Raw genomic sequence first — 25,218 nt, 5'->3', positions numbered from 1 at the left:
CGCTCATCTGAGCGCCCTAACTGTACGCTCCTGCCCTAATTGGAAACGCTATGAAGCAGTTACTCGATTTTCTTCCCCTGGTGGTTTTCTTCATCTTCTACAAGCTGTACGACATCTTTGTGGCATCCGGCGCGCTAATTGTCGCCACCGGCCTGGCGCTGGTCGTCAGTTGGGTGCTTTACCGCAAGCTGGAAAAGATGACCATTTTCACCTTTGTGCTGGTTGCGGTATTTGGCACGCTGACGTTGGTGTTCCATAACGATGAGTTCATCAAATGGAAAGTGACGGTAATTTATTCTCTGTTCGCGGTGGCGCTGCTATATAGCCAGTGGTTTATGAAGCAGCCGCTGATTCAAACCATGTTGGGTAAAGAGCTGCAGCTGCCATCAGGCGTTTGGCGTAACCTCAACGTTGCCTGGGCCATCTTCTTCCTCGCCTGCGGCCTGGCAAATATTTATGTTGCATTTTGGTTATCGCAAGAGTTTTGGGTTAACTTTAAGGTGTTCGGTCTGACCGGCCTGACTCTACTCTTCACCCTGTTAAGCGGCGTTTATATCTGGCGACAGATGCCGCAACAAGAACAAAAATAATAACACTCCGCCCGACATCGTCGGGCTTCTCTTCACCTGCAGAAGAACTGAGCAATGGACGAAAAACATAAGTCGCCGCAAGGCGAAATGGTGTTGCGTACCCTGGCAATGCCGGCGGATACCAATGCTAACGGTGACATCTTTGGTGGTTGGCTGATGTCGCAGATGGACATGGGTGGCGCGATTAAGGCCAAAGAAATTGCCGAAGGTCGGGTAGTCACCGTGCGCGTGGATGGAATGACCTTCCTGAAGCCGGTGGCGGTTGGTGATGTAGTGAGCTGTTACGCCCGCTGCATTCGCACCGGCAACAGCTCAATGACCATAAATGTAGAAGTGTGGATTAAGAAAGTCTCGTCCGAACCCATCGGTCAAACGTACTGCGCAACTGAAGCCGTGTTTGTTTACGTGGCGGTCGACAATACCGGTCAATCGCGCCCGTTGCCGCCCGGCAGAAGTAATTTGAGTGATCTATAACGCAGAAAAAGCGGTCAGTTGACCGCTTTTTTTTGCCCATTCTCTGCCTACGCTTATTCGATATTGGCGCCGCCATTGATGCGGAACGCGATATTCATCGTTAAATTCTTGCCAGGACGCCCCGGCTGATAGCGCCATTTCTTCATCGCCTGCTTAACCTCCCGCTCGAACATATTGCGCGGTTCGGCAGAGAGGATCTCGACGTTATCAACACGTCCATCGCTATCCACATCAAACTGTACACGCACACGCCCTTCAACCCGGAGCGCAAACGCACGCGCTGGGTACGCAGGCTTGCTGACGTTCATTGCCTTCGGCCCATCGGAAACGCTGGGGGTCGCGGTCGGATTGGCTTTTGGCGCGGTAGTTGGGCGCGTTTGCGTGGTTGGCGCTTCCTGTTTCACCGGATTTTCCTGCGGCTTCACTTCCTGACGCGGTTTTGGCTCCGGCTTCTTCTCAACCTTTGGCTTCGGTTTAGGCTTAGGCTTCGGCTTGGGTTCCGGTTTAGGAATCGGCACCGGCTCAACCTTAGGTGGCTCAGGCGCAACTTCTGGCTCCGGCTCAGGTTCTGGCGGCGGTGGCGTCACCTCCGCTGGAGCGGGCTCGGGTTGCACTTCAGGCGCTACCAGCGAAACGCTGATGGGCTGCGATGCTTTTGGTACTTCAATTACCTGATGAAACGATGCATAGAGAATGCCAGCAATCAACGAACCGTGAAGTACCACGGATAAAATTACAGCGATGGGGGTACGTGTAGGCAAAGGCGTAGTCAACGTGGTCATATCATTCATGTTCATTGAGTGAAGCGCAGATTTTAAATGCAAATAGCAATCAGTTTCAATAAGCGATGTGCAAGCGCCGTCAGAAAGGGCTTTTTTAACCCTGATTGCGCTGAATGACAGCGTATTTATCTTTCGTTTGCACTCTGATTAACGATCACTTAACGTGTCACGCAATTTCGGCAAGTCTAACGGGAGTATCCCATCGTGCTTTACGTCATTTATGCGGAAGATACCGCTGATTCACTGGAAAAACGCAATTCGGTACGTCCCGCACATCTTGCTCGTTTAAAGCTGTTGCAAGATGAAGGTCGACTGATTGCTGCGGGCCCGCTGCCAGCGGTTGACAGTAACGATCCTGGTCCGGCGGGTTTCACCGGTTCGGTGATCATTGCCGAATTCTCGTCACTGGAAGTGGCGGAATCATGGGCCAAGGATGATCCTTATATTGCCGCAGGTGTGTATGAGAAAGTCGCGGTTAAGCCGTTCAAGCGCGTCTTCTGATCTATGTGGCAGTCCGTTTTACTGCTGGTGCTTGCTTTAGCGCTCATCGGCAGAGCACTTGTTGTATGGCGCCGGCACAGCTGGCGCCACGCTCGGCAGCAAATTGTCATGATGATTGTGCTAGCGGCAGCGGTACAGATGGTCAACGTCCTGCTGGTGCTACGCGCCGGCGCTTGATGACCGCGCAGGCTAATCACACCATTTGTGAGATAAACAGGATGGAGCGGCGATGCTGCTGCGCCACCTGATGACGAATAGTATGGATGCGTTTATAACGACGCGATTGCCCTTCCAGCCAACGAGAACGACGGCGGTGTACCTGACGTAACATTCTCCAGCGCGCCACTTCATTTTTGCTGCGTCTCATCATACCCTCTCAGACCGGCTAAACTCGGCAGGCATTATAAAGATCTGTTAGCAAATGCCAAATCGAAAGCTTCATCGAAACGTCATTCACGATTAAAGGTTTCACTACCTGTGATCAGCACGTAAACTTTGCATAACAAAGCGCGAACAGGACGTCCACTTAATGACCACATTTTATACCCTTATCAGTTGGTTGCTGCTGTTTGGTTACTGGCTGCTGATTGCGGGTGTCACGCTACGAATTCTGATGAAACGTCGTGCGGTCACCTCAGCAATGGCCTGGTTGCTGATCATCTACATACTGCCGCTGGTGGGTATAATCGCGTATCTCTCATTTGGAGAGTTGCATTTGGGCAAACGGCGCGCCGAACGCGCGCGAACCATGTGGCCTTCCACCGCTAAATGGCTGAACGATCTTAAACAGTGCCGCCATATTTTCGCTACTGAACACAGTGATGTCGCGCGTTCGTTATTTGATTTGTGTCGTCATCGTCAGGGCATCGCGGGTGTTAAAGGTAACCAGCTACAGCTACTGACCAACGCCGACGATGTCATGCACGCATTAATTCGTGATATCCAACTGGCTCGCCACAATATTGAGATGGTGTTCTATATCTGGCATCCTGGTGGATTAGCCGATGAGGTTGCGGAATCGCTGATGGCAGCCTCGCGCCGTGGCGTGCATTGCCGCTTAATGCTGGACTCAGCAGGCAGCGTCACCTTCTTCCGCAGTCCGTGGGTCAATATGATGCGTAATGCGGGCATTGATGTGGTTGAAGCGCTACAGGTCAGCTTGCTGCGTGTGTTCCTGCGCCGCATGGATTTACGGCAGCACCGTAAAGTGGTGTTAATTGATAATTACATCGCCTACACCGGCAGTATGAACCTGGTCGATCCGCGCTTTTTCAAACAGGAAGCGGGCGTTGGCCAGTGGATTGACTTAATGGCACGCATGGAAGGTCCGGTCGCGACCACAATGGGCATTGTGTATGCCTGTGACTGGGAGATTGAAACCGGTAAACGCATTCTGCCGCCAGCACCAGATGGCAATGTGATGCCGTTCGAGCAGGAGAGCGGCCATACCATTCAGGTGATAGCATCCGGCCCCGGCTTCCCGGAAGATATGATTCATCAGGCATTGCTCACGGCGGTTTATTCGGCGCGTGAGCAGCTGATCATGACGACGCCCTACTTTGTACCGAGTGATGACCTGCTGCATGCTATCTGTACCGCTGCCTTGCGCGGGGTGGAAGTTAGCATCATTGTGCCACGCCACAATGATTCGCTGCTGGTGGGCTGGGCAAGCCGTGCCTTCTTTACCGAACTGCTGGAAGCCGGCGTAAAAATCTATCAATTTGAAGATGGCTTGCTGCATACCAAGAGCGTGCTGGTTGATGGGCAACTGAGTTTGGTCGGCACCGTCAACCTGGATATGCGCAGCCTGTGGCTTAATTTTGAGATCACACTGGTGGTTGATGATGACGGCTTCGGCAGCGATCTCGCCACCGTACAGGATGATTATATCGCTCGCTCACGCTTGTTGGATGGTGCGCGCTGGGCGAAACGTGCCTGGTGGCAACGCATCGTTGAACGACTGTTTTACTTCTTTAGTCCTTTACTGTAAAACGAGCGAAAATATTACCGCCTCACGGCAAGCAGGAATGACCATGGATTTAAATAATCGCCTTACTGAAGATGAAACGCTGGAGCAGGCTTACGATATTTTTCTTGAGCTAGCTGGCGACAACCTCGATCCCGCTGACATTATTCTCTTCAATTTGCAGTTTGAAGAGCGCGGTGGCGCAGAACTGTTCGATCCTGCAGAAGACTGGCAGGAACATGTCGATTTTGATCTTAACCCTGACTTCTTCGCTGAAGTGGTGATTGGATTAGGTGAAGCTGACGGCGAGCCGATTACCGATGTGTTTGCGCGTGTTCTGCTGTGCCGTGAAAAAGATCATAAACTCTGCCATATCCTTTGGCGCGAGTAAGCGACGACTGAGAGAAAAAACGCCGGGCATTTGCCCGGCGTTTTGTTTTAGAGCGGATCGACTTTTAAGCACGATACCGCGTGGCGGAAGCTGCCTTCCAGCAGCGGTCGCGTTTTGGCGCACTCTGGTCCGGCAATCGGACAACGCGTACGGAACACGCATCCCGATGGCGGATTAATCGGCGACGGCAACTCCCCTTCCAGCAGCTGAATCTGCTTGTTCTTCTCCAGATCCGGATCGGGAATGGGCACGGCTGACATCAGTGCACGAGTATAGGGATGCTGCGGATTATTATACACCGCATCGTAAGTACCCAACTCAACCGCATGACCGAGATACATAACCAGCACGCGATCGGAGATGTGTTTCACCACCGCCAGGTCGTGCGCGATAAAGATCAACGACAGCCCCATTTCGCGCTGTAACTTCTGCAGCAGGTTAACCACCTGCGCCTGAATCGACACGTCCAGCGCTGATACCGGCTCATCACAGATGATCAACTTCGGTTCGAGAATCAGTGCACGCGCAATACCAATACGCTGACACTGACCACCAGAGAACTCATGCGGATAACGGTTGATGAGGTTTGGCAGCAGCCCAACCTTCATCATCATGGTTTTCACCTTATCCTTCACGTCCTGGCGCGGCATCTTCGGATAATAGGTGCGCAGCGGTTCAGCGATGATATCGCCGATGGTCATACGCGGATTCAGCGACGCCAGCGGATCCTGGAAGATCATCTGGATGTCGCTGCGTGCCTGGCGCCACTCTTCCTGGCTTTGCCCCAGCAGATCGCGCCCTAACCAGGCTACACGTCCTTCAGTGGCTTTCACCAGCCCAATGATAGCGCGCGCCAGCGTCGATTTACCGCAGCCCGATTCACCGACGACACCGAGCGTTTCACCTTCGTACAGACGCAGGCTGACACCATCTACCGCTTTCAAGGTGTGCGGCGGTTGCCAGAACCACTGTTTGCCATCTTTAATCTCGAAATGCACTTTGAGATCGGCGATCTCCAGCAGAACTTTTTTCTCTTCAACTACGGTGCTCATACTAATTCCTCCACCGGCTTGAAGCAGGCACGCAAACGACCTTCAGCAAAAGGCTCCAGCGGCGGTGCCTTGGAACAGATGTCCATGGCGTAGGCGCAACGAGGCTGGAACGGACAGCCCTGCGGTAAGCGCAGCAAGTTTGGCGGGTTACCTGGAATGGTGGTCAGTGACTCACCCTCTTCGGCATCCAGACGCGGTACCGCGCTTAACAGCCCAATGGAATAAGGATGCGCAGGCTGATAGAACACATCGCGTGCGCGACCGTACTCCATGGTACGACCGGCGTACATCACCAGAACTTTGTCACAGATGCCCGCGACCACGCCGAGATCGTGGGTAATCATCACAATCGCAGTATTGAACTCACGCTTCAGTTCATTTAACAACGTCATGATCTGCGCCTGCACGGTAACGTCGAGCGCTGTAGTGGGTTCATCGGCAATTAACAGTTTCGGCCGACACAGCAGCGCCATGGCGATCATCACACGCTGGCGCATACCGCCAGAGAACTCGTGCGGGAACATCTTCATGCGCTTACGCGCTTCCGGCATTTTTACCGCATCCAACATACGCACCGATTCTTCAAACGCTTGTGCGCTGTTCATCCCTTTGTGCAGCTTCAGCACTTCCATTAACTGCTCGCCGACACGCATGTAAGGATTGAGCGAGGTCATCGGGTCCTGGAAAATCATCGCAATTTGCTCGGCACGCAGCTTGTTCAGCTTGCTCTCCGGCAGATTAAGGATCTCCGCGCCGTTGAACTTGGCTGAACCACCAATGCGACCATTTTTTGCCAGCAGGCCCATCAAGGCAAACGCGGTTTGTGATTTACCCGATCCGGACTCACCGACAATGCCCAGTGTTTCACCCGCATGCAGTGAAAAATTGAGGTCGTTCACAGCAGTGACATCACCGTCGTGGGTACTAAAGGTGACGCGCAGATCTTTCACATCAAGCAGCAGGTTACTGTTTCCCGCACGCGCAGCCATTGCTGGCTGAAATTCATGAATGGTCATCGGGAAACTCCTTAACGATCTTTCGGGTCGAGGGCATCACGCAGGCCATCGCCGATAAAGTTAAAACAGAACAGCGTGACCACCAGGAAACCTGCCGGGAACATCAGCAACCACGGCGACACTTCCATTGAGTTGGCGCCGTCGCTGAGCAGAGCGCCCCAGCTGCTGAGCGGTTCCTGCGTCCCAAGGCCAAGGAAGCTGAGGAAGGATTCGAACAGAATCATGCTCGGCACCAGCAACGAGGCATACACCACAACCACGCCCAGCACATTAGGCACGATGTGACGCAGCACGATATTGAAGGTGCTCACCCCGCCCACCTGCGCCGCTTCGATAAACTCTTTACGCTTCAGGCCTAATGTCTGACCGCGCACAATACGCGCCATATCCAGCCACGACACCATGCCAATCGCGACAAAGATCAGCAGAATGTTGCGACCGAAAAAGGTTACCAGCAGGATGACGAAGAACATGAACGGGAAGGAGTTGAGGATCTCGAGGATACGCATCATGACTGAATCAATTTTACCGCCCAGATAACCGGCTAATGAGCCATAGAGCGTGCCCACCAGTACCGCGATCAAGGCGGAAGCGATGCCGACCATCAGTGAGATACGACCACCAATTGCGACGCGCACCAGCAGATCGCGCCCCGATGAGTCGGTACCAAACCAGTGGCCAGAAACGGTATCCGGCGCGGCAGACATCATCGCCCAGTCGGTATCGTCATATTTGAACTGCGACAACATCGGTGCAAACACCACGAACAGCGTGATCACCAGTAACACCAACAGACTGATGAACGCAGCACGGTTGTGAATAAAGCGGCGACGCGCATCCTGCCATAGGCTGCGCCCTTCGACTTCCAGTTTTTCACTGAAGGCATCCAGAGCTTCGCTGTTTTTCTTACTTAACATCATGGGCGAGCTCCACAATCAGTAACGGATTTTCGGATCGATCACGGCGTACAGCACATCAACGATCGCGTTAAACAGAATGGTCAGCACGCCAACCAGAATAGTCAGACTCATCACCAGCGAATAGTCACGGTTCAGTGCCCCGTTCACGAACAGCTGGCCAATGCCCGGCAAACCATAGATGGATTCAATAACCATAGAACCGGTGATGATGCCGACAAACGCAGGTCCCATATAGGAAAGAACCGGCAGCATGGCGGGCTTGAGCGCATGACGCAGTACGATACGACGCAACGGTAAACCCTTGGCGCGTGCCGTGCGGATAAAGTTTGAGTGCATGACTTCAATCATCGAGCCGCGGGTAATACGCGCAATACTAGCGATGTAGGCCAGCGAGAGCGCCACCATCGGTAGCAGCATGTAGTTCCATTGGCCGCCGTTCCAGCCACCGCCGGGCAGCCAGCGTAAAGTGATCGCGAAGACCAGCACCAGTAAAGGTGCAACGACAAAGCTGGGGATCACCACGCCGGTCATCGCGACCCCCATCACGGCATAATCCCACAAACTGTTTTGCTTTAAGGCAGCGATGACGCCCGCCGTCACGCCCAGCACCACGGCAAGGAAGAATGCCGCCAGGCCGAGTTTGGCTGAAACCGGGAAGGCATGGCCTACCAGGTAGTTCACTGAATAATCTTTATATTTAAACGATGGACCAAAATCGCCATGTGCCAGCTGGACCAGATAGCTGAGATACTGTTTCCCAATCGGGTCATTGAGATGGTATTTCGCTTCGATATTGGCCATCACTTCAGGCGAGAGCACACGTTCGCCGGTAAATGGACTGCCGGGTGCCAGTCGCATCATAAAGAATGAGATGGTGATGAGGATAAACAGCGTCGGGATGGCTTCCAGGAGCCGACGCAGGATGAATTTTAACATTGCCGTACCTACCAGGCTGTTGCTTCACAAAGTAAAAAGGCGGTGCCGCAGCACCGCCACTATCGATAGCCTGAGTGCTATTAATGTTTAATGATATACAGATTTTTATCGACGGTTTTATCCAGCGGATCGTTACCGGTATAACCACCCACGTAAGGTTTCACCAGACGTGCGTTGACGTAGTAGTAAACTGGCACAATGGTGCTGTCTTTATCCAGAATCTGCTCAGCTTTCTGGTAATCCGCTACGCGCGCTTTGTCGTCGGCAGCTTTAACTGCATCGTGAATAACTTTATCGAAGTCAGCGCTCTTATAGTGTGAGGTGTTACTGCTGCTATCAGACAACATGATATTCAGGAACGACGTAGGTTCGTTGTAATCCGCACACCATGCTGCACGAGACACATCAAAGTTGCCCTGATGACGCGTATCCAGGAAGGTTTTCCACTCCTGGTTCTCTAGCTTGATGTTCACACCGATATTTTTCTTCCAGATGGAAGACGCGGCGATCGCCAGTTTCTTATGCAGATCGGAGGTGTTGTAGAGCAGGTTAAAGGTCAGCGGTTTATCCGCGGTATAACCCGCTTCGGCCAGCAGCTTTTTCGCCTCTTCGTTACGCTTGTTCTGATCCCACTTGAACCAATCCGGCGGCAGCAGTTCCATACCATCGGTAGCCGGCGGCGTGAAGCTGTAAGCCGGTTGCTGGCCCTGTGCCAGAACCTTGTTCACCATGATGTCGCGATCCAGACCCAGTTTCAGTGCGGTACGTACGCGTGGATCGGTGAACGGCGCTTTTTGGTTGTTGATTTCGTAGTAATAGGTGCACAGGTACGGCTTCACCATCAACTCTTTACCGTTGTCACGCTGCAGTTTTTTAAACAGCTCGATTGGCATGTTGTTGTAGGTAATATCGCTGCCATTTTCAGAGAAGTAACGGTTAACGTCGCTGACTTCAGAGTTAATTGGCAGGAAGGTGACTTTGTTCAGTACGGTATGTTCGTTATCCCAATACTGCGTGTTACGCACCAGCACAACGCGTTCGTTGATGACGTGTGATTCAAGTTTGAAAGCGCCGTTGCCCACCCAGTTCTGCGGCTGGGTCCACTGGTCGCCAAATTTATCGATTGCTGGTTTGTAAACCGGCGACATAACGGAGTTGATCAGCAGCTTATAGAAGTACGGTACCGGCTCGCTCAGCGTCACTTCCAGCGTGTGATCGTCGATGGCTTTTACACCCAGCTCGGACGTCGGTTTTTTACCGGCGATGATGTCATCGACATTCACAATGTGACCATATTGCGGATAGCTGGCATAAGGCGATGCGGTTTTCGGATCGACCAGACGTTGCCAGCTGTAAACGAAATCTTGTGCCGTAACCGGCTCGCCGTTGGACCATTTGGCATTCTTGCGCAGGTGGAAAGTCCAGACTTTGAAATCTTTGTTTTCCCAGCTTTCCGCCACGCCCGGTACCGGTTTACCATCGCTGTCGCTGGTGATCAGACCCTCATACAGATCTCGCGCGATGTTATCTTCTGGCACACCTTCAATCTTATGTGGATCAAGCGACTGTACTTCATCGCCGTTACCGCGAACCAATTCCTGTTTTGCTGCCAATTCAACGCCTGCTGGCACTGTTGCTGCCAGCGCGGCATTCCCTGCCAGCGCGCCGATTGCTGCCAATACGCCTGCAGCAATCAGGCTTTTTTTCGTGATGTTGTTCATTATTACGCTCCAGTTTTATTATCTTCACCAGGTCGATTAAACGCCCGGCGTACCCCGTTTCCAGGTGAACTCCGCCTGTCTGTACGAAGACCCTAATCACCCTTCAGGGTTTACCACGGTAAAGTGCCGCCCGACTGTAGCGCCGGATCGCCACATTACTCAATGTTTCTTTATGTAATAGTATTTCAACGCCAGCATGTCCTGCGGATCCTTACCGGTGAATCCACCCACCCAAGGTTTCACCAGCCGCACGCTTACGCGGTAGTAGACCGGCACTATCGGCGAGTCTTTATCCAGTTGAGCTTCAGCCTGTTGATAAAGCGAGGCGCGTTTAGCTTCATCCGTAGTAGAGAGCGTTTGCTTCATGAGCTGGTCAAAAGCAGAGCTTTGGTAAAATGCGGTATTAATCGATGAGCCGCTCAGCAACATGTTGAGGAAAGTTGAGGGCTCGTTGTAATCCGCGCACCAGGTGGCACGAACCACGTCGTATTGCGCCTGATGTCGCGTTTCCAGCAACGTTTTCCACTCCTGGTTCTGCAACGTCACCACCGCGCCAAGGTTTTTCTGCCACATAGATGCCGCCGCAATCGCCTGCCTTTTATTCTGTTCTGAGGTGTTATACAGCAGCGTGAATCGCAGGGGATGTTGCGCATTGAAACCGGCTTCAGCCAACAATTGTTTGGCGGCGGCATTGCGTGCTGTCTGGGTTTGTTGCGCCCAGGCGGGAGGAGAAAGTGTAATGCCTTGGGTAAATGGCGGCGTCAAACCATAGGCAGGAATCTGCCCTTGGCCCATGATCTTTTTGGCAATAATGTCGCGGTCGAGCGTTAATTTTAATGCGGTGCGCACCCGCGCATCATTGAACGGTGCTTTTTTATTATTGATTTCGTAATAAAAGGTACACAGCAGCGGGCTGATTTTGACTTCATCCCCAAGATCCTGCTGTAATTTATTAAACATTTCAGGCGGCACCGCGCTATTAGTCATATCAGTGCCGCCGCTGCGATAGCGGTTAATATCACTGTTTCCCGAAGAGATCGGTAAAAACACCCCTTCTTCAATCACTGTGTGGGCATTATCCCAATAGAATGGGTTGCGCTTAACCGTGATTTTTTCATTCACTACCCATTCATTCAGCGTAAAAGCACCATTGCCAATATAATGCTGCGGTTGCGTCCACTGCTCGCCCCATTGCTCAATCGCCGGACGATAGACCGGTTTCATCGCGCTGTGAGCCAGCATGGCAACAAAATAGGGAACGGGTTCGGATAACGTGACTTGCAGATGATGATCGTCTAAGGCTTTAACGCCAAGATCAGTGGGAGCCGCTTTGCCCGATAAAATGGCATCAATATTCGCGACATGCGCCGCCTGCAAATAGCTGGCATAAGGTGAGGCTGTTTTTGCATCAGCCAGACGCTGCCAGCTATAAACGAAATCTTGTGCTGTAACGGGCTGGCCGTTACTCCAACGCGCATCGTCACGCAGCGTAAAAGTCCAGATGCGCCCTTCATTACTTTGCCATTGCTTAGCCACACCCGGCACGAGTTGACCGTTATTATCGGTTTCAACTAACCCTTCCAGCAGATTACGCATCACATTGGACTCAGGCACACCTTCCGCTTTTTGCGGGTCCAGCGTTGCAACTTCGCTACCGTTATTGATCACCATTCGTTGTGAATCTGATAACTGCGTACCCGCTGGTACCTGTGCTGCCTGACTTTGTACCAAAACTCCCGTTAGGCACAACGCAATAAGTGAACGTGCGGCCGTTTGCGCTACCATGCATTTCATCAACAAATATCAACCTTAATCATAACCCCGATAGCCTTTAAGCAAAAAGCGTACACATTTGTCGCTATCAGATAAAAAATTTGTGATGTGCCGAAAATTATCAGAACTGATGCCCGCACGCCAAAGCTAAACTGCAAAAATGTTAGCAGATTCTCTTTTATCACGTTCAGTAGGTAAGGAGAAGTGTTAATTTTCAAGCCAAAAAATCATGCAACCTATTGATTGAAAATCACTAAATGATTTTAATGCTGCAAGTTTATTCATTATTATCTTTAGCTTATAGTTTTTACCCATTTAACTGCGAAATGAACAAAAACACGCATAAATTGCCTTTAATTAAGTCATTCGCTTTTCATGAATTCTAATTCAACGTGATTATTCAGAGCATTAAACTGTGACAATAATCACAATAAGATGTGAGTTTTGAGATGCGCAGAGGGATGTAAGTAGTAAAAGTGATGTTATAGGGAATGAGTTAAGAAACATGAATAAAATTACCAAAATGGTGCAATGAAATGTCAGAGCGCACCATTTTGGTTCAATCGCCATTTAAAATCTGAAAATAACCTGATTAATTGAGTAATCCGGGGAAGATCGATTTCATGCCGGTGACAATAAATTCAATTCCCAACGCCATCAGTAATAATCCCATGATTCGGGTAATGACGTTAATCCCAGTTTGACCCAGTACACGTACCATTAAAGGTGCTGCGCGAAACAGCAGCCAACAGCAGAAGGCGAAAATCGCAATCGCAATAGTGAAGCCAATTAAGTTCTGCCAACTGTGATAACGCGTGCTCCAAACGATTGTTGAGCTGATGGCACCCGGGCCTGCCATTAAGGGCAAGGCAAGTGGCACCACGCCAATGCTTTCGCGAATGGCGCTTTCTGACTTCTCCTGCTTATTCTGTTTATCTTCGCCCAGTTTTCCGCTAATCATCGACATCGCGATGGTAACAACCAAAATACCGCCTGCGATGCGGAAAGAATCAATCGAGATGCCAAATAGATGCAGGATGCCATCCCCGAGAAACAGTGACGTCCAGAGAATAATGGCCACGGCAAGGTTGGCCGTGAGATTGGTTTTATTGCGCTCTGCTACAGCCTGATAGCTGGTCATGCTGATAAAGACCGGGATGATGCCGACCGGATTCACCAGGGCAAACAAGCCGACAAAAAATTTAATGTAGCCGGAAAGGTCGAGTAGCACGGGGTTCAAAGGAAGCTCCGGTAAGGTGTGAGAAGAAAATCGCGCTTAATGTAGAGCAAAAGCCGGGCAGAAAACCAGTGCCAGGAGCAGAAATTTATGCTGCTTTTTTCGCTATATATCAGTTTATTCAACTGCGATTAATGTCAGGTTATATGGATGAAGCTTACGGGTTCAGAATGTTTGGCACATCGCGCTAACTTTACTTGCGAAAGTTCCTGCTGAAAGGTGTCAGCTTGGGTCTGGATTGATCTATATCAAAATTCACCTACCCCATCAGGGGTAATCTTACCGCATCGAAAGCATTTCCTGATTTACAAGCATCTTGACCAGGAAACCCTTTTAGTAAGCAAAGGCAAATTGTCGCCAACCTGACCAATAGTTAAGCATCGCGGGACTATACTTCTGGATTCAGGCTTGTTTACTAAAAGAGTTTAACTTCCTTCAGGAGAGCACTATGGCCGTTACTAATGTTGCCGAACTTAATGCACTGGTTGAGCGTGTAAAAAAGGCACAGCGTGAGTACGCTAATTTTAGTCAGGAACAAGTTGATGCAATTTTCCGCGCTGCAGCCCTCGCTGCTGCAGATGCACGAATCCCGCTGGCCAAACTGGCCGTCGCTGAATCTGGCATGGGTATTGTTGAAGATAAAGTCATCAAAAATCACTTTGCATCTGAATACATTTACAACGCCTATAAAGATGAGAAAACCTGCGGCATTCTCGCCACCGATGATACCTTCGGCACAATTACCATTGCTGAACCGATTGGCTTGATCTGCGGCATAGTGCCAACTACCAACCCGACCTCAACCGCCATTTTTAAAGCGTTGATCAGCCTTAAAACCCGCAACGGTATTATCTTCTCCCCGCATCCACGTGCAAAAGACGCGACTAATAAAGCCGCAGACATCGTGCTACAAGCGGCGATTGCAGCAGGCGCGCCAAAGGATATTATCGGCTGGATCGATGCGCCTTCGGTTGAGCTTTCGAATCAATTAATGCATCACCCGGATATTAACTTAATCCTTGCAACCGGTGGTCCGGGCATGGTTAAAGCGGCTTACAGCTCAGGTAAACCTGCAATTGGTGTTGGGGCGGGTAATACGCCTGTCGTTATTGATGAAACGGCTGACATCAAGCGTGCTGTCGCATCTATCCTGATGTCAAAAACCTTCGATAACGGCGTCATCTGTGCTTCTGAACAGTCCGTCATTGTGGTTGATTCCGCTTACGACGCCGTGCGTGAACGTTTTGCCAGCCATGGCGGCTACCTGCTGCAAGGTAAAGAGCTGAAAGCGATTCAGGACATTATCCTGAAAAATGGTGCCCTGAACGCTGCAATAGTTGGACAACCCGCGGCGAAGATTGCCGAATTGGCAGGCATTAGCGTTCCGGCTAATACCAAAATTCTGATTGGTGAAGTGAAGCTGGTTGATGAATCTGAGCCATTTGCCCATGAAAAACTGTCACCGACATTAGCGATGTATCGTGCGAAGGATTACTACGACGCTGTCGATAAAGCAGAAAAACTGGTGACCATGGGCGGTATCGGCCATACATCCTGTCTGTATACCGACCAGGACAACCAGATTGAACGCGTGCACTATTTTGGCGACAAAATGAAGACCGCACGTATTCTGATCAACACACCGGCCTCACAAGGCGGTATCGGAGACCTGTACAACTTTAAACTGGCTCCGTCACTGACGCTCGGCTGTGGTTCATGGGGTGGTAACTCCATTTCTGAAAACGTGGGACCAAAACATCTCATTAACAAGAAAACCGTGGCCAAGCGAGCTGAGAATATGTTGTGGCATAAACTTCCAAAGTCTATCTACTTCCGTCGCGGTTCACTGCCAATTGCCCTTGAAGAAGTCGCAACTGATGGTGCTAAACGCGCCTTTATCGTCACCGACCGCTTCCTGTTTAATAATGGCTATGCCGATCAAGTCACCCGTGTACTGAAGTCACACGGCATCGAAACAGAAGTTTTCTTTGAAGTAGAAGCAGATCCAACGCTCAGTATCGTTCGTAAAGGTGCTGAGCAAATGAACAGCTTTAAACCGGACGTAATTATTGCGCTTGGCGGTGGTTCACCGATGGATGCAGCAAAAATCATGTGGGTTATGTACGAACATCCAGAGACCCATTTCGAAGAGCTGGCGCTGCGCTTTATGGACATCCGTAAACGTATCTATAAGTTCCCGAAAATGGGTGTCAAAGCACGCATGATTGCTATTACCACCACGTCTGGTACCGGTTCTGAAGTAACGCCGTTTGCCGTGGTAACCGATGATGCTACTGGTCAAAAATATCCATTGGCGGACTATGCCCTCACCCCGGATATGGCGATTGTTGATGCCAACCTGGTCATGGACATGCCGCGCTCACTTTGCGCCTTCGGCGGTCTGGATGCAGTTACGCACTCGCTTGAAGCTTACGTGTCAGTATTAGCGAATGAATATTCTGACGGCCAGGCGTTGCAAGCGCTGAAACTGCTGAAAGAAAATCTGCCCGCCAGCTATCGCGATGGCGCTAAAAATCCTGTGGCTCGTGAACGTGTGCATAATGCGGCAACTATCGCGGGTATCGCGTTCGCAAACGCCTTCTTAGGTGTATGTCACTCAATGGCGCATAAACTGGGTTCTGAGTTTCATATCCCACACGGACTGGCTAATGCCCTACTGATTTCAAACGTAATTCGTTATAACGCGAATGACAATCCGACTAAGCAGACAGCATTCAGTCAGTACGATCGCCCACAAGCGCGCCGTCGTTATGCTGAAATTGCCGATCATCTGGGACTTTCAGCGGCTGGAGATCGTACCGCGCAGAAAATTGAGAAACTGCTGGCCTGGATTGAAGAGATGAAAACCCAATTGGGCATTCCAACTTCTATCCGCGAAGCCGGTGTACAGGAAGCTGATTTCCTCGCGAAAGTCGATAAACTTGCTGAAGACGCATTTGATGATCAATGTACTGGCGCTAACCCACGTTATCCGCTGATTGCTGAACTTAAACAAATCATGCTGGATACTTTCTACGGACGTGAGTTTTCAGAATCTTATAGCGATAGAGTTGAAGAGACTAAACTAGAAGTTAAGATCGAGAAAAAAGCGAAGAAAGTTTAAATTGTTTTAACTAAAAAACCCGTTCCGGCGGGTTTTTTAGTTTTTTATCCGGCATGTTGGCTATGCATGCGGCTGTTGGGACGCATATATCGCGTTTAACGAACCTTCATCAATCGCTTGCTTGTAATGCTTGCGACACACCGAAATATAGCGCTCATTACCACCAATAACGACCTGTTCGCCTTCACTGAAAGGTTTGCCGTTTGCATCGAGACGTAAAACCATGCTGGCTTTACGGCCACAATGACAAATGGTTTTTAACTCAACCAGTTTATCCGCCCACGCCAGTAAGTATTGGCTACCAACAAACAACTCGCCGCGAAAATCGGTACGTAATCCGTAACACAGTACCGGAATATCAAGGTTATCTACCACATCAGACAACGCTTTAACCTGCTCACGCGTGAGGAATTGACTTTCATCGACCAACACACAGTGCACCGCTTGTTTAGCATGCTCGGCGGCAATATCCTGATCCAGCTTCGTCTCTGCGTTATATAAAAACGCAGGAGACGAGAGGCCGATGCGTGAACTGACTTTGCCCGCGCCAAAACGATCGTCAATTTCAGCGGTATAAACCAGCGAACGCATACCGCGTTCGTGATAATTATAGGAAGACTGAAGCAAAGCCGTTGATTTCCCCGCATTCATCGCAGAGTAATAAAAATAAAGTTGAGCCATAAGCAAAATCTCATCGCAGCCTGAATCTGTTGCGCCGCAGTCTAGCATAAAGTTGTATAGCTGTAGCGATGCATTCTTTTTTATCATCTGCTCAAATTAACATCGTTAGTAAGCGCCGTTTCGCTGCAACAATACTAAGAAAGCACGTTTTGGCAAAGTACAACTTTTGCCGATATTTTATTCATTACTATTACTGGTGAAGTGTTAGGAATAGCTGATGATAATGCATGCGTTACAAAGGCTCAGCTTAAAAATATCACTGAACGCGTAAATATATTTTGTGTATCGTTCTAAAATCACGCTTTATTTTTTAATTTACATTTTGCTTTTAAATCTGGCTATTGCAGTTATTTTTTCGCACCACTATTATGAGACGGCAGAACCACTCCCATTTAATATATTTTGGATTAGGACAATGAGCGAAGCACTTAGAATTCTTAATAATATCCGTACATTGCGCGCACAAGCTCGGGAATGCTCTCTGGAAACGCTGGAAGAGATGCTGGAAAAACTCGAAGTTGTAGTCAATGAGCGTCGCGAAGAAGATTCGCATCTACAAACGGAAAATGCCGAACGTAACCGCAAGCTTGAACAGTATCGTGAGATGTTAATTGCAGACGGTATCGATCCGAATGAATTGTTGCAGGCATTATCTGAGACCAAAACATCCAGTAAAGCCAAGCGTGCTGCTCGTCCTGCTAAATATTCATATGTCGACGAAAACGGTGAAAACCGCACCTGGACTGGTCAAGGTCGGACGCCTGCAGTAATTAAAAAAGCAATTGAAGAACAAGGAAAACAACTGGACGATTTCCTGCTGTAATCATTTCAGTGCTTCGAATTGTGAATAGCAAATAGTGCATTCACTTTCCACCAGGTAAGAAAAAGGAAGCCATAGGCTTCCTTTTTTTATGCTCAGTTATTGTTGATAGAAGTGGCGATACCATTCAACAAAATGCTTAACACCCTCTTCCACACCCGTTTGTGGGCGGAAGTTAATTGCTTCATACAGCGGCTGGGTATCAGCACTGGTACTCAGCACATCGCCAGGTTGCATTGGCAGCATATTTTTCTTTGCCTCAATTCCCAGCGCCTTTTCCAGCGACTCAATGTAAGTCATCAAACTTACAGGTTGGCTATTACCGATGTTGAAAACACGATAGGGAGCTGAACTGCTTGCTGGAGAACCCGCTTCAACTGTCCATTTATCATCTGATGTCGGAATGACACCCTGCAAACGCACGATCGCTTCTGCAATATCATCAATATAGGTGAAGTCGCGCGTCATTTGCCCGTTGTTATACACATCAATTTGCTCACCCGCTAACATCGCACGGGTAAATTTGAACAGAGCCATATCCGGACGGCCCCAGGGCCCATAAACGGTGAAGAAGCGTAATCCAGTCGTGGGTAATTGATAAAGATGAGAATAGGTGTGCGACATCAATTCGTTGGCTTTTTTAGTGGCCGCATAAAGTGAAACAGGATGGTCAACGGAGTCGTCCGTTGAAAAAGGCATTTTACGGTTGAGCCCGTATACTGAACTGGATGATGCATATAAAAGATGCCCGATCTTGTGATGGCGGCAACCTTCAAGAATATTGAGGTGACCGATTAAGTTAGCATCAGCATAGGCATGTGGATTTTCAATCGAATAACGTACGCCGGCCTGAGCGCCCAAATGGATTACGCGTTCAAACGCATGCTCAGCGAATAAAGAAGAAATGGCCTGGCGATCCGCCAGGTCCATTTTTACGAAAATAAAATCAGGATGTTGAGTGTTCTGATCCAATCGGGCCTGTTTCAGGCTGACATCATAGTAGTCATTCAGGTTATCGATACCGACAACCTGGTGACCAGCGGCCAGCAAGCGCTGACTAACGTGAAATCCAATAAAACCTGCCGCGCCGGTGACCAGAAACTTCATACATCCCTCATTATTCTACGGTTTTAATTGACGCTCCGCGGCCGATTGCATAGTACGTGAAGCCGCGTTTGCTAATACGCTCTGGATCATACAGGTTACGACCATCAAAAATCACGGGTTGTTTTAACGCATTTTTGATGACATCGAAATCTGGCGCACGGAAGTTTTGCCATTCAGTACAGATAACTAAGCCATCCGCACCCTGCAGCGCGGCTTCCTTAGTACCCATCAGCTTAAGATCATCACGATGACCGTAAACGCGCTGGGCTTCATCCATCGCTTCCGGGTCAAACGCCTGAACCGTTGCACCCGCTTCCCACAGCGTTTCCATCAGCACACGACTAGAAGCTTCACGCATATCGTCAGTGTTGGGTTTGAATGCCAGTCCCCACAGAGCGAAGGTCTTGCCGCGCAGATCGTCACCGAAATGGCGCTTGATGAAGTTCGGCAGCTTGCTCTTCTGAGAATCGTTAACGTCTTCTACCGCCTGCAGCAGGCGCGGTGTGTAGCCGATAGACTCAGCAGTGCGAATCAGCGCCTGCACGTCTTTCGGGAAACAAGAACCGCCGTAACCACAACCCGGATAGATGAAGTGGTAACCGATACGCGAGTCGGAACCAATACCCTGGCGGACTTTCTCGACGTCGGCTCCCAGACGTTCTGCCAGGTTGGAAATCTCATTCATGAAGCTGATTTTGGTTGCCAGCATGCAGTTTGCCGCGTATTTCGTCAGCTCTGCACTGCGGATATCCATTAAAATCATACGATCATGATTACGGTTGAACGGTTCGTACAGTTCACGTAACAGCTCAACCACTTCATCGTTATCCGTTCCGACGACGATACGCTCCGGACGCATGCAGTCATTAACAGCGGCGCCTTCCTTAAGGAATTCCGGATTTGAAACCACGTCAAAAGCGATATTCACATCGCGCTTTTGCAACGTTTCCGTCATTACCGCACGAACACGATCCGCTGTACCCACTGGCACAGTAGATTTGTCGATAACAACTTTATGATCGTTCATGTGCTGTGCAATGGTGCGCGCAACTGCAGTCACATATTTCAGATCGGCAGAACCGTCTTCATCGGGTGGAGTACCCACAGCGATGAACTGCATCACACCATGATTAACGCCTTCTTCCGCATTGGTGCTGAACTTAAGGCGACCCGACTCATAGTTAGACATTACGAGTGGCGTCAGGCCTGGTTCAAAAATCGGAATATGGCCTTTCTTTAAATTTTCGACTTTCTTTTCGTCGACATCAATACAGAGAACGTCATGTCCGACTTCGGCTAACACCGCAGCCTGAACCAGACCGACATAGCCGATACCAAATACAGTGACTTTCATTGAATTATCCTGTGTTTATTGAGTTACTTTTTGTTGCCTACAGCGCCTTCGAGCCACTGGGTAAAATCTTTACCCAATACTGGATGGCGAACGCCGTACTCAACAAAGGCTTGCATGTAACCCAGTTTGTTACCGCAGTCATGGCTTACGCCGTTCAGGTGATAAGCTTCAACGGTCTCTTTTTCCATCAGCATTGCAATGGAGTCAGTCAGCTGAACTTCGCCACCTGCGCCTGGAGGGGTTTTAGCCAGCAGCGGCCAGATATCAGCAGACAGCACGTAACGACCCACTACTGCCAGGTTAGATGGAGCTTCTGAAGCTTTAGGCTTCTCAACTACGCCTACCATTGGCGCGCTCTGGCCTGGTGCAAGATCAGCGCCCTGGCAGTCAACTACGCCATAAGCGGTAACATCAGCTACAGGTTCAACCATGATCTGGCTACGACCGCTCTCTTCATAGCGAGTCAGCATCTCTGCCAGGTTATCTTTGGTTGGGTCAGATTCGTATTCATCAATGATGACGTCTGGCAGGATAACGGCAAAAGGCTCATCGCCAATCAGTGGATGTGCACACATCACCGCATGGCCCAGACCTTTGGCAATACCCTGACGAACCTGCATGATGGTTACGTGTGGTGGGCAGATTGACTGGATTTCATCCAGCAGCTGACGTTTAACACGTTTTTCCAGCATGGATTCCAGTTCAAAACTGGTATCAAAGTGGTTTTCGATGGCGTTTTTAGAGGAGTGTGTAACCAGCACAATCTCGTTAATGCCTGCTGCAATGCACTCATTCACGACATACTGGATCAACGGCTTATCGACCAGCGGTAACATCTCTTTTGGAATAGCTTTAGTAGCAGGCAGCATACGCGTACCGAGACCTGCAACAGGGATTACCGCTTTTTTTACTTTAGTCTTATAGGCAGACATCTAAATACCTCTCTTAATAGGCCGTTCAAGTTATTACTTGATATGTCGGTTTAAAAACGAAATGAGTATATCAGTTACTATCAGGCGGATTTATCCTGGATGGAGCTAATCCGCGGAAATTAAGACTATTACCCAAGTGTAAAGCTTGCCCCTGGTCCTGTCTTTAACCCGCGGAAAATTTAAATCCGGTTGATTATTCTTCAGCTGATAGCATCAAACGTAGCCTGCCGCCGGCACCCCAAATATGACACTGCCATGCATCTGCGCGCTGGCTGATTTGGTTGAGATGGGTACTGCCCATTGTACCGAGGGGCACGCCGTTACTGAGTTGAATTTGGTGGGTATTAATATGCAGCGTGGCATTCAAACCGGCCGAAACCAGTATCAGATTTTTCAATTGTCGATGGTAATAACCCACCAGCAAAGGGAACTGACCGCTGAGATTGGCCTGCCGCAATAGCATATTGACCTGACGCAGCAGACCATTTAACTCTGGTAATCGCTGCTTTTGTCCAGAGAGTTGTTCCTGCAATAAACCGTTAAATAATGCACGCAGTAACAGCGCGGCTAACACACCGTTATCTCCAGCGCGCGTCACGTCAAGACAGTAGAATGCAAGATCGTTATCAGATAATGCCGCAATATCCAGCACTAACCCCGGCTGTTCAGCCATGGTGAGCTGGCGATAATTAATACGGCAATTGGCGATAGTTTGCTGAACCGGCGGCTGTAATTGTTTGAGTAATTTCGACGCGGCCAATGGATCGCTTACCAGAGCATCCCAATCCTGAAAAAGCTGCTCATCTTCCTCCACCTTTGAAGTGAACATCGATGGATAAAGACACTCGAATACGGCCTCTCTGAAGCGTTCGAGATTTTTAAGCGGTTTCAACAACACATCCTGAACGCCCAATCGCAATACATGCGCAATATCCGCCATATTTTGTGTGGCAGAGATAATCAAAATGGGCACGTTGTTGCCGCGCGTACGAATGCGTTCAACAAACGGAATGCCCCCCATGCGCGGCATTTCAAGATCGCAAATAACCAAATCCACTGACTGTGCGGACAGTAAGGTCAAACCATCAAGGCCATCACCAGCTTCAAGCGTGCTTGCGCCCAAACTTGTCAGTAAATTGTCTATCAATGAACGGAAAACGACCTCATCTTCGACAATGAGAATCTTTTTGCCGATTAGCGGTTTTTCCATTCTCTCCCCCTGCGTACCAGATAATTCAATAGTGGTTCATAAAATGCAGTTGCGCCTTTCAGAATCGACTGAAGTAGCAACACTTGTGAATGAACAACCTGACTATCTGCCACGGACCAGCGGTAATAGTTCATCCATTTTCTTCTCAACGGCGGCCTTGCCTGCCGCGATGGCTTCTTCTGCACGATGGAAGTCCAGTGTGGAAATTTGTGGACAAAACGGCTGAATCAGCACATCCGGCGGGTCGCCCGCCATGCGGTTACGTTTCAGACGATTTTCCAGTACCTGAATGGATGTAGACATAATCTCCATCGCACCCGGCGTTTGATTAGCTCGGCGATGCGTCAAACCCACAATGCGTTGACGCAATTTTTTACCCCAACTCAGCGCTTCAACTGCCGCCGCTTCTTCACCGCTTTGCGGCGTTACTGATAGTAGATCCTGCTGCATCAGGTGCGCGTCGTGCTGTAAATCAACAGCAATAACAATATCGGCACCCAACGCACGGGTTAGTGAGATTGGCACAGGATTAACCACTGCTCCATCTACTAACCAATACCCATTGTAAGCGATAGGTGGTAATAAGCCTGGCATACTACAGGACGCGCGCACAGCTTGATGCAAATCGCCCTCGGTCAACCACACTTCTCGTCCGGTACTCAAATTGGTAGCCACTACGCCAAAAGGTTTACCGCAGTCATCAATAAGTTCATTTGGAATGAGCTGTCGAATATGGCTGAACACCCTATCGCCGCGCAGCAACCCACCGCGCTGCCAGGAGAGATCCATCAAGCGGATAACGTCCCAGTAACGAAATGCGCTCACCCATTTTTCCATCACGCCCAGCCGACCATTTACGTAGGCCGAGCCAACTAGCGCACCCACTGAACAACCCGCCACCACATCGATTTCAATCCCCGCGCGCTCGAGCGCAGTAATTACGCCGATGTGTGACCATCCTTTAGCGGCACCTGAACCTAGTGCCAGCCCAATCCTGACTTTTCTCATCTCACCTCGTGATTAGCCTGGTACGTAGCATCACGCCTGACAGTCGGCTACCATAGCGCACGCTTTAATTTACTTTAATCACTTCCAGGAGATGACGTGTCTGAAAAGTGCCCTTGCTGCAGCGGAAAGGAGTATAGCTTATGTTGCCAACCCTATCTGAATGGCCAAGCGAACCCGTCCAGCGCGGAACAGTTGATGCGCTCACGTTACAGTGCCTATGTCGTTAAAAATGCTACGTGGTTGGCTGCGACCTGGCACTCCAGTAAACGCGTGGCCGACCTCGAAACGTTATTATCTGAAAGTTTTTCCGGTACTGAATGGCTGGGTTTGAATGTAACTCGTTGTAATGATGGAAGCCATGAGAATGAAGCCTTTGTAACGTTTTTTGCGCGTTACCTCGAAAAAGGCCGTACTTCAGCGATCTATGAATGTTCGCGCTTTCTTCGCGAGGATCAACGCTGGTACTATGTTGACGGAACAACGCCTGAGTTAGGACGTAACGATCGCTGTCCTTGTGGCTCCGATAAAAAATACAAAAAATGTTGTGGCTAATCTGGACAGATACACAACGGCTTTACCATTCATCGCTTTGACAGGACTCTGATCGAGATGCAAGCGCAAACCATCCAACGAAAAGTTTTACGAACCATTTGCCCTGATGCGAAAGGTCTGATCGCCAAGATCACCAACATTTGCTACAAGCACGAACTTAACATTGTGCAGAACAATGAGTTTGTCGATCACCGTACCGGGCGCTTTTTCATGCGCACAGAGCTGGAAGGGATTTTCAACGACAACACCTTGTTGGCCGATCTCGATAGCGCGCTGCCAACCGGTTCAGTCCGTGAGTTGCAAAGTGCCGGACGCCGCCGTGTGGTGATTCTGGTAACCAAAGAGGCACACTGCCTTGGCGACCTGCTGATGAAAAGTGCGTTTGGCGGTCTCGATATGGAGATTGCAGCGGTCATCGGTAACCACGAAACCCTGCGCTCGCTGGTTGAACGTTTCGACATTCCGTTTGTGTTGGTGAGCCACGAAGGTCACACGCGTGAAGAGCACGATAACCGTATGGCGGACGAAATTGACCGCTATCAGCCGGATTACGTGGTATTGGCCAAATACATGCGTGTATTAACGCCAGCCTTCGTTCAGCGCTATCCAAACCAGATCATCAATATTCACCACTCTTTCTTGCCAGCGTTTATCGGTGCGCGTCCGTATCATCAGGCGTACGAGCGTGGTGTGAAAATCATTGGCGCAACTGCGCACTATGTAAATGATAATCTTGATGAAGGTCCGATCATCATGCAGGACGTGATTAACGTCGATCACAGCTATACCGCAGAAGAGATGATGCGTGCTGGACGTGACGTTGAGAAAAATGTGTTGAGCCGCGCACTGTATAAAGTTCTGGGCCAACGCGTATTCGTTTACGGCAATCGCACGATCATTCTTTAACCACTTTGGCGCTGAGCTGTTCAACTCTTCAGCGCCACGCGTAAAAAGTGGACAAACGATTTTTATTTTATGTGACGGCGCTTTACAGGCTGAGTGCATTTGGTATGATGCGCCCCGCTTTAAGACGCAATGATTCAGGCCAGTGGTGGGATTCCCGAGCGGCCA

Annotated in this window: 24 protein-coding genes; 9 read left to right on the top strand and 15 right to left on the bottom strand. The window is 49.8% G+C overall.

Annotation, left to right across the window (positions count from 1 at the left end; translation table 11 throughout):
• Positions 1-50 precede the first annotated feature (50 nt).
• Complete coding sequence (locus tag PMI17_RS20685; RefSeq protein WP_007892400.1) at positions 51-590, top strand: septation protein A; 540 nt, start codon at positions 51-53, stop codon at positions 588-590.
• Positions 591-644: 54 nt separating this feature from the next.
• The gene (yciA, locus tag PMI17_RS20680) at positions 645-1,064 is read left to right on the top strand and encodes an acyl-CoA thioester hydrolase YciA (protein ID WP_007892397.1); all 420 of its coding nucleotides are present in this window, start codon (positions 645-647) and stop codon (positions 1,062-1,064) included.
• A 53-nt stretch (positions 1,065-1,117) separates the two neighbouring features.
• On the opposite strand, the gene tonB is transcribed toward yciA, so the two are convergent.
• Positions 1,118-1,846 (bottom strand): TonB system transport protein TonB, encoded by a 729-nt coding sequence (gene tonB / locus PMI17_RS20675; protein ID WP_193372789.1) that lies wholly within the window; start codon positions 1,844-1,846, stop codon positions 1,118-1,120.
• A 204-nt stretch (positions 1,847-2,050) separates the two neighbouring features.
• On the opposite strand from tonB, the gene PMI17_RS20670 reads away from it, so the two are divergent.
• Positions 2,051-2,347, top strand: coding sequence for a YciI family protein (locus PMI17_RS20670; RefSeq protein ID WP_007892393.1), 297 nt, complete (start codon positions 2,051-2,053; stop codon positions 2,345-2,347).
• Positions 2,348-2,540: 193 nt separating this feature from the next.
• On the opposite strand, the gene PMI17_RS25240 is transcribed toward PMI17_RS20670, so the two are convergent.
• The gene (locus PMI17_RS25240; protein ID WP_007892390.1) at positions 2,541-2,714 is read right to left on the bottom strand and encodes a YciY family protein; all 174 of its coding nucleotides are present in this window, start codon (positions 2,712-2,714) and stop codon (positions 2,541-2,543) included.
• A gap of 162 nt (positions 2,715-2,876) precedes the next feature.
• Here PMI17_RS25240 and cls point away from each other — a divergent pair, with 162 nt between their 5' ends.
• Positions 2,877-4,337 carry a cardiolipin synthase gene (gene cls, locus PMI17_RS20665; RefSeq protein WP_007892388.1) on the top strand — a complete coding sequence of 487 codons (1,461 nt, stop codon included), beginning with the start codon at positions 2,877-2,879 and terminating at the stop codon, positions 4,335-4,337.
• A gap of 37 nt (positions 4,338-4,374) precedes the next feature.
• On the top strand, positions 4,375-4,704 hold the full coding sequence (locus tag PMI17_RS20660) for an HI1450 family dsDNA-mimic protein (RefSeq protein WP_196761379.1): 330 nt from the start codon (positions 4,375-4,377) through the stop codon (positions 4,702-4,704).
• 47 nt (positions 4,705-4,751) lie between these two features.
• Here the strand turns inward: PMI17_RS20660 and oppF are convergent, their stop codons facing one another.
• The 7 genes from oppF to PMI17_RS20620 all read right to left on the bottom strand — a co-directional run bounded on the left by oppF (position 4,752) and on the right by PMI17_RS20620 (position 13,362).
• Complete coding sequence (gene oppF / locus PMI17_RS20655; RefSeq protein ID WP_007892384.1) at positions 4,752-5,756, bottom strand: murein tripeptide/oligopeptide ABC transporter ATP binding protein OppF; 1,005 nt, start codon at positions 5,754-5,756, stop codon at positions 4,752-4,754.
• Positions 5,753-6,772 carry an ABC transporter ATP-binding protein gene (locus PMI17_RS20650; RefSeq protein ID WP_007892382.1) on the bottom strand — a complete coding sequence of 340 codons (1,020 nt, stop codon included), beginning with the start codon at positions 6,770-6,772 and terminating at the stop codon, positions 5,753-5,755. Before PMI17_RS20650 ends, oppF begins: the two co-directional genes overlap by 4 nt.
• A gap of 11 nt (positions 6,773-6,783) precedes the next feature.
• Positions 6,784-7,692 carry an oligopeptide ABC transporter permease OppC gene (gene oppC / locus PMI17_RS20645; protein ID WP_007892380.1) on the bottom strand — a complete coding sequence of 303 codons (909 nt, stop codon included), beginning with the start codon at positions 7,690-7,692 and terminating at the stop codon, positions 6,784-6,786.
• Between the two features lie 15 nt (positions 7,693-7,707).
• Positions 7,708-8,628 carry an oligopeptide ABC transporter permease OppB gene (gene oppB / locus PMI17_RS20640; RefSeq protein ID WP_007892378.1) on the bottom strand — a complete coding sequence of 307 codons (921 nt, stop codon included), beginning with the start codon at positions 8,626-8,628 and terminating at the stop codon, positions 7,708-7,710.
• 80 nt (positions 8,629-8,708) lie between these two features.
• On the bottom strand, positions 8,709-10,349 hold the full coding sequence (oppA, locus tag PMI17_RS20635; RefSeq protein ID WP_007892375.1) for an oligopeptide ABC transporter substrate-binding protein OppA: 1,641 nt from the start codon (positions 10,347-10,349) through the stop codon (positions 8,709-8,711).
• Between the two features lie 159 nt (positions 10,350-10,508).
• Positions 10,509-12,143 (bottom strand): ABC transporter substrate-binding protein, encoded by a 1,635-nt coding sequence (locus PMI17_RS20630; RefSeq protein WP_007892373.1) that lies wholly within the window; start codon positions 12,141-12,143, stop codon positions 10,509-10,511.
• 571 nt (positions 12,144-12,714) lie between these two features.
• Positions 12,715-13,362 (bottom strand): YchE family NAAT transporter, encoded by a 648-nt coding sequence (locus PMI17_RS20620; RefSeq protein WP_007892371.1) that lies wholly within the window; start codon positions 13,360-13,362, stop codon positions 12,715-12,717.
• Between the two features lie 445 nt (positions 13,363-13,807).
• Between PMI17_RS20620 and adhE the strand changes: the two genes are divergently transcribed.
• On the top strand, positions 13,808-16,483 hold the full coding sequence (gene adhE / locus PMI17_RS20615) for a bifunctional acetaldehyde-CoA/alcohol dehydrogenase (RefSeq protein ID WP_007892370.1): 2,676 nt from the start codon (positions 13,808-13,810) through the stop codon (positions 16,481-16,483).
• Positions 16,484-16,543: 60 nt separating this feature from the next.
• On the opposite strand, the gene tdk is transcribed toward adhE, so the two are convergent.
• A complete protein-coding gene (tdk, locus tag PMI17_RS20610; protein WP_007892368.1) occupies positions 16,544-17,164 on the bottom strand; it encodes a thymidine kinase in 621 nt (206 codons plus the stop codon).
• A gap of 415 nt (positions 17,165-17,579) precedes the next feature.
• Here tdk and hns point away from each other — a divergent pair, with 415 nt between their 5' ends.
• Positions 17,580-17,987 (top strand): histone-like nucleoid-structuring protein H-NS, encoded by a 408-nt coding sequence (gene hns, locus PMI17_RS20605; protein WP_007892366.1) that lies wholly within the window; start codon positions 17,580-17,582, stop codon positions 17,985-17,987.
• A gap of 96 nt (positions 17,988-18,083) precedes the next feature.
• Here the strand turns inward: hns and PMI17_RS20600 are convergent, their stop codons facing one another.
• The 5 genes from PMI17_RS20600 to rssA all read right to left on the bottom strand — a co-directional run bounded on the left by PMI17_RS20600 (position 18,084) and on the right by rssA (position 23,595).
• Positions 18,084-19,091, bottom strand: a complete 1,008-nt coding sequence (locus PMI17_RS20600) for an NAD-dependent epimerase (protein WP_007892364.1) — start codon at positions 19,089-19,091, stop codon at positions 18,084-18,086.
• Between the two features lie 10 nt (positions 19,092-19,101).
• Positions 19,102-20,445 (bottom strand): UDP-glucose/GDP-mannose dehydrogenase family protein, encoded by a 1,344-nt coding sequence (locus PMI17_RS20595; RefSeq protein WP_007892363.1) that lies wholly within the window; start codon positions 20,443-20,445, stop codon positions 19,102-19,104.
• Between the two features lie 23 nt (positions 20,446-20,468).
• A complete protein-coding gene (gene galU / locus PMI17_RS20590) occupies positions 20,469-21,377 on the bottom strand; it encodes a UTP--glucose-1-phosphate uridylyltransferase GalU (protein WP_007892362.1) in 909 nt (302 codons plus the stop codon).
• Between the two features lie 193 nt (positions 21,378-21,570).
• The gene (gene rssB / locus PMI17_RS20585; protein ID WP_007892361.1) at positions 21,571-22,587 is read right to left on the bottom strand and encodes a two-component system response regulator RssB; all 1,017 of its coding nucleotides are present in this window, start codon (positions 22,585-22,587) and stop codon (positions 21,571-21,573) included.
• 102 nt (positions 22,588-22,689) lie between these two features.
• The gene (gene rssA, locus PMI17_RS20580; protein WP_007892360.1) at positions 22,690-23,595 is read right to left on the bottom strand and encodes a patatin-like phospholipase RssA; all 906 of its coding nucleotides are present in this window, start codon (positions 23,593-23,595) and stop codon (positions 22,690-22,692) included.
• A gap of 96 nt (positions 23,596-23,691) precedes the next feature.
• Here rssA and PMI17_RS20575 point away from each other — a divergent pair, with 96 nt between their 5' ends.
• Entirely contained in the window at positions 23,692-24,147 is a 456-nt protein-coding gene (locus tag PMI17_RS20575) for a YchJ family protein (protein WP_007892359.1), read from the top strand.
• Between the two features lie 57 nt (positions 24,148-24,204).
• Positions 24,205-25,053, top strand: coding sequence for a formyltetrahydrofolate deformylase (purU, locus tag PMI17_RS20570; protein WP_007892358.1), 849 nt, complete (start codon positions 24,205-24,207; stop codon positions 25,051-25,053).
• Positions 25,054-25,218 lie beyond the last annotated feature (165 nt).

Origin of the sequence: Pantoea sp. GM01 (genome assembly GCF_000282675.1) — a bacterium.
Classification (GTDB): Bacteria; Pseudomonadota; Gammaproteobacteria; order Enterobacterales; family Enterobacteriaceae; genus Pantoea; species Pantoea nemavictus.
The sequence above is the reverse complement of the archived record's forward strand: the minus strand, read 5'-3'. Positions and strand labels throughout refer to the sequence as shown.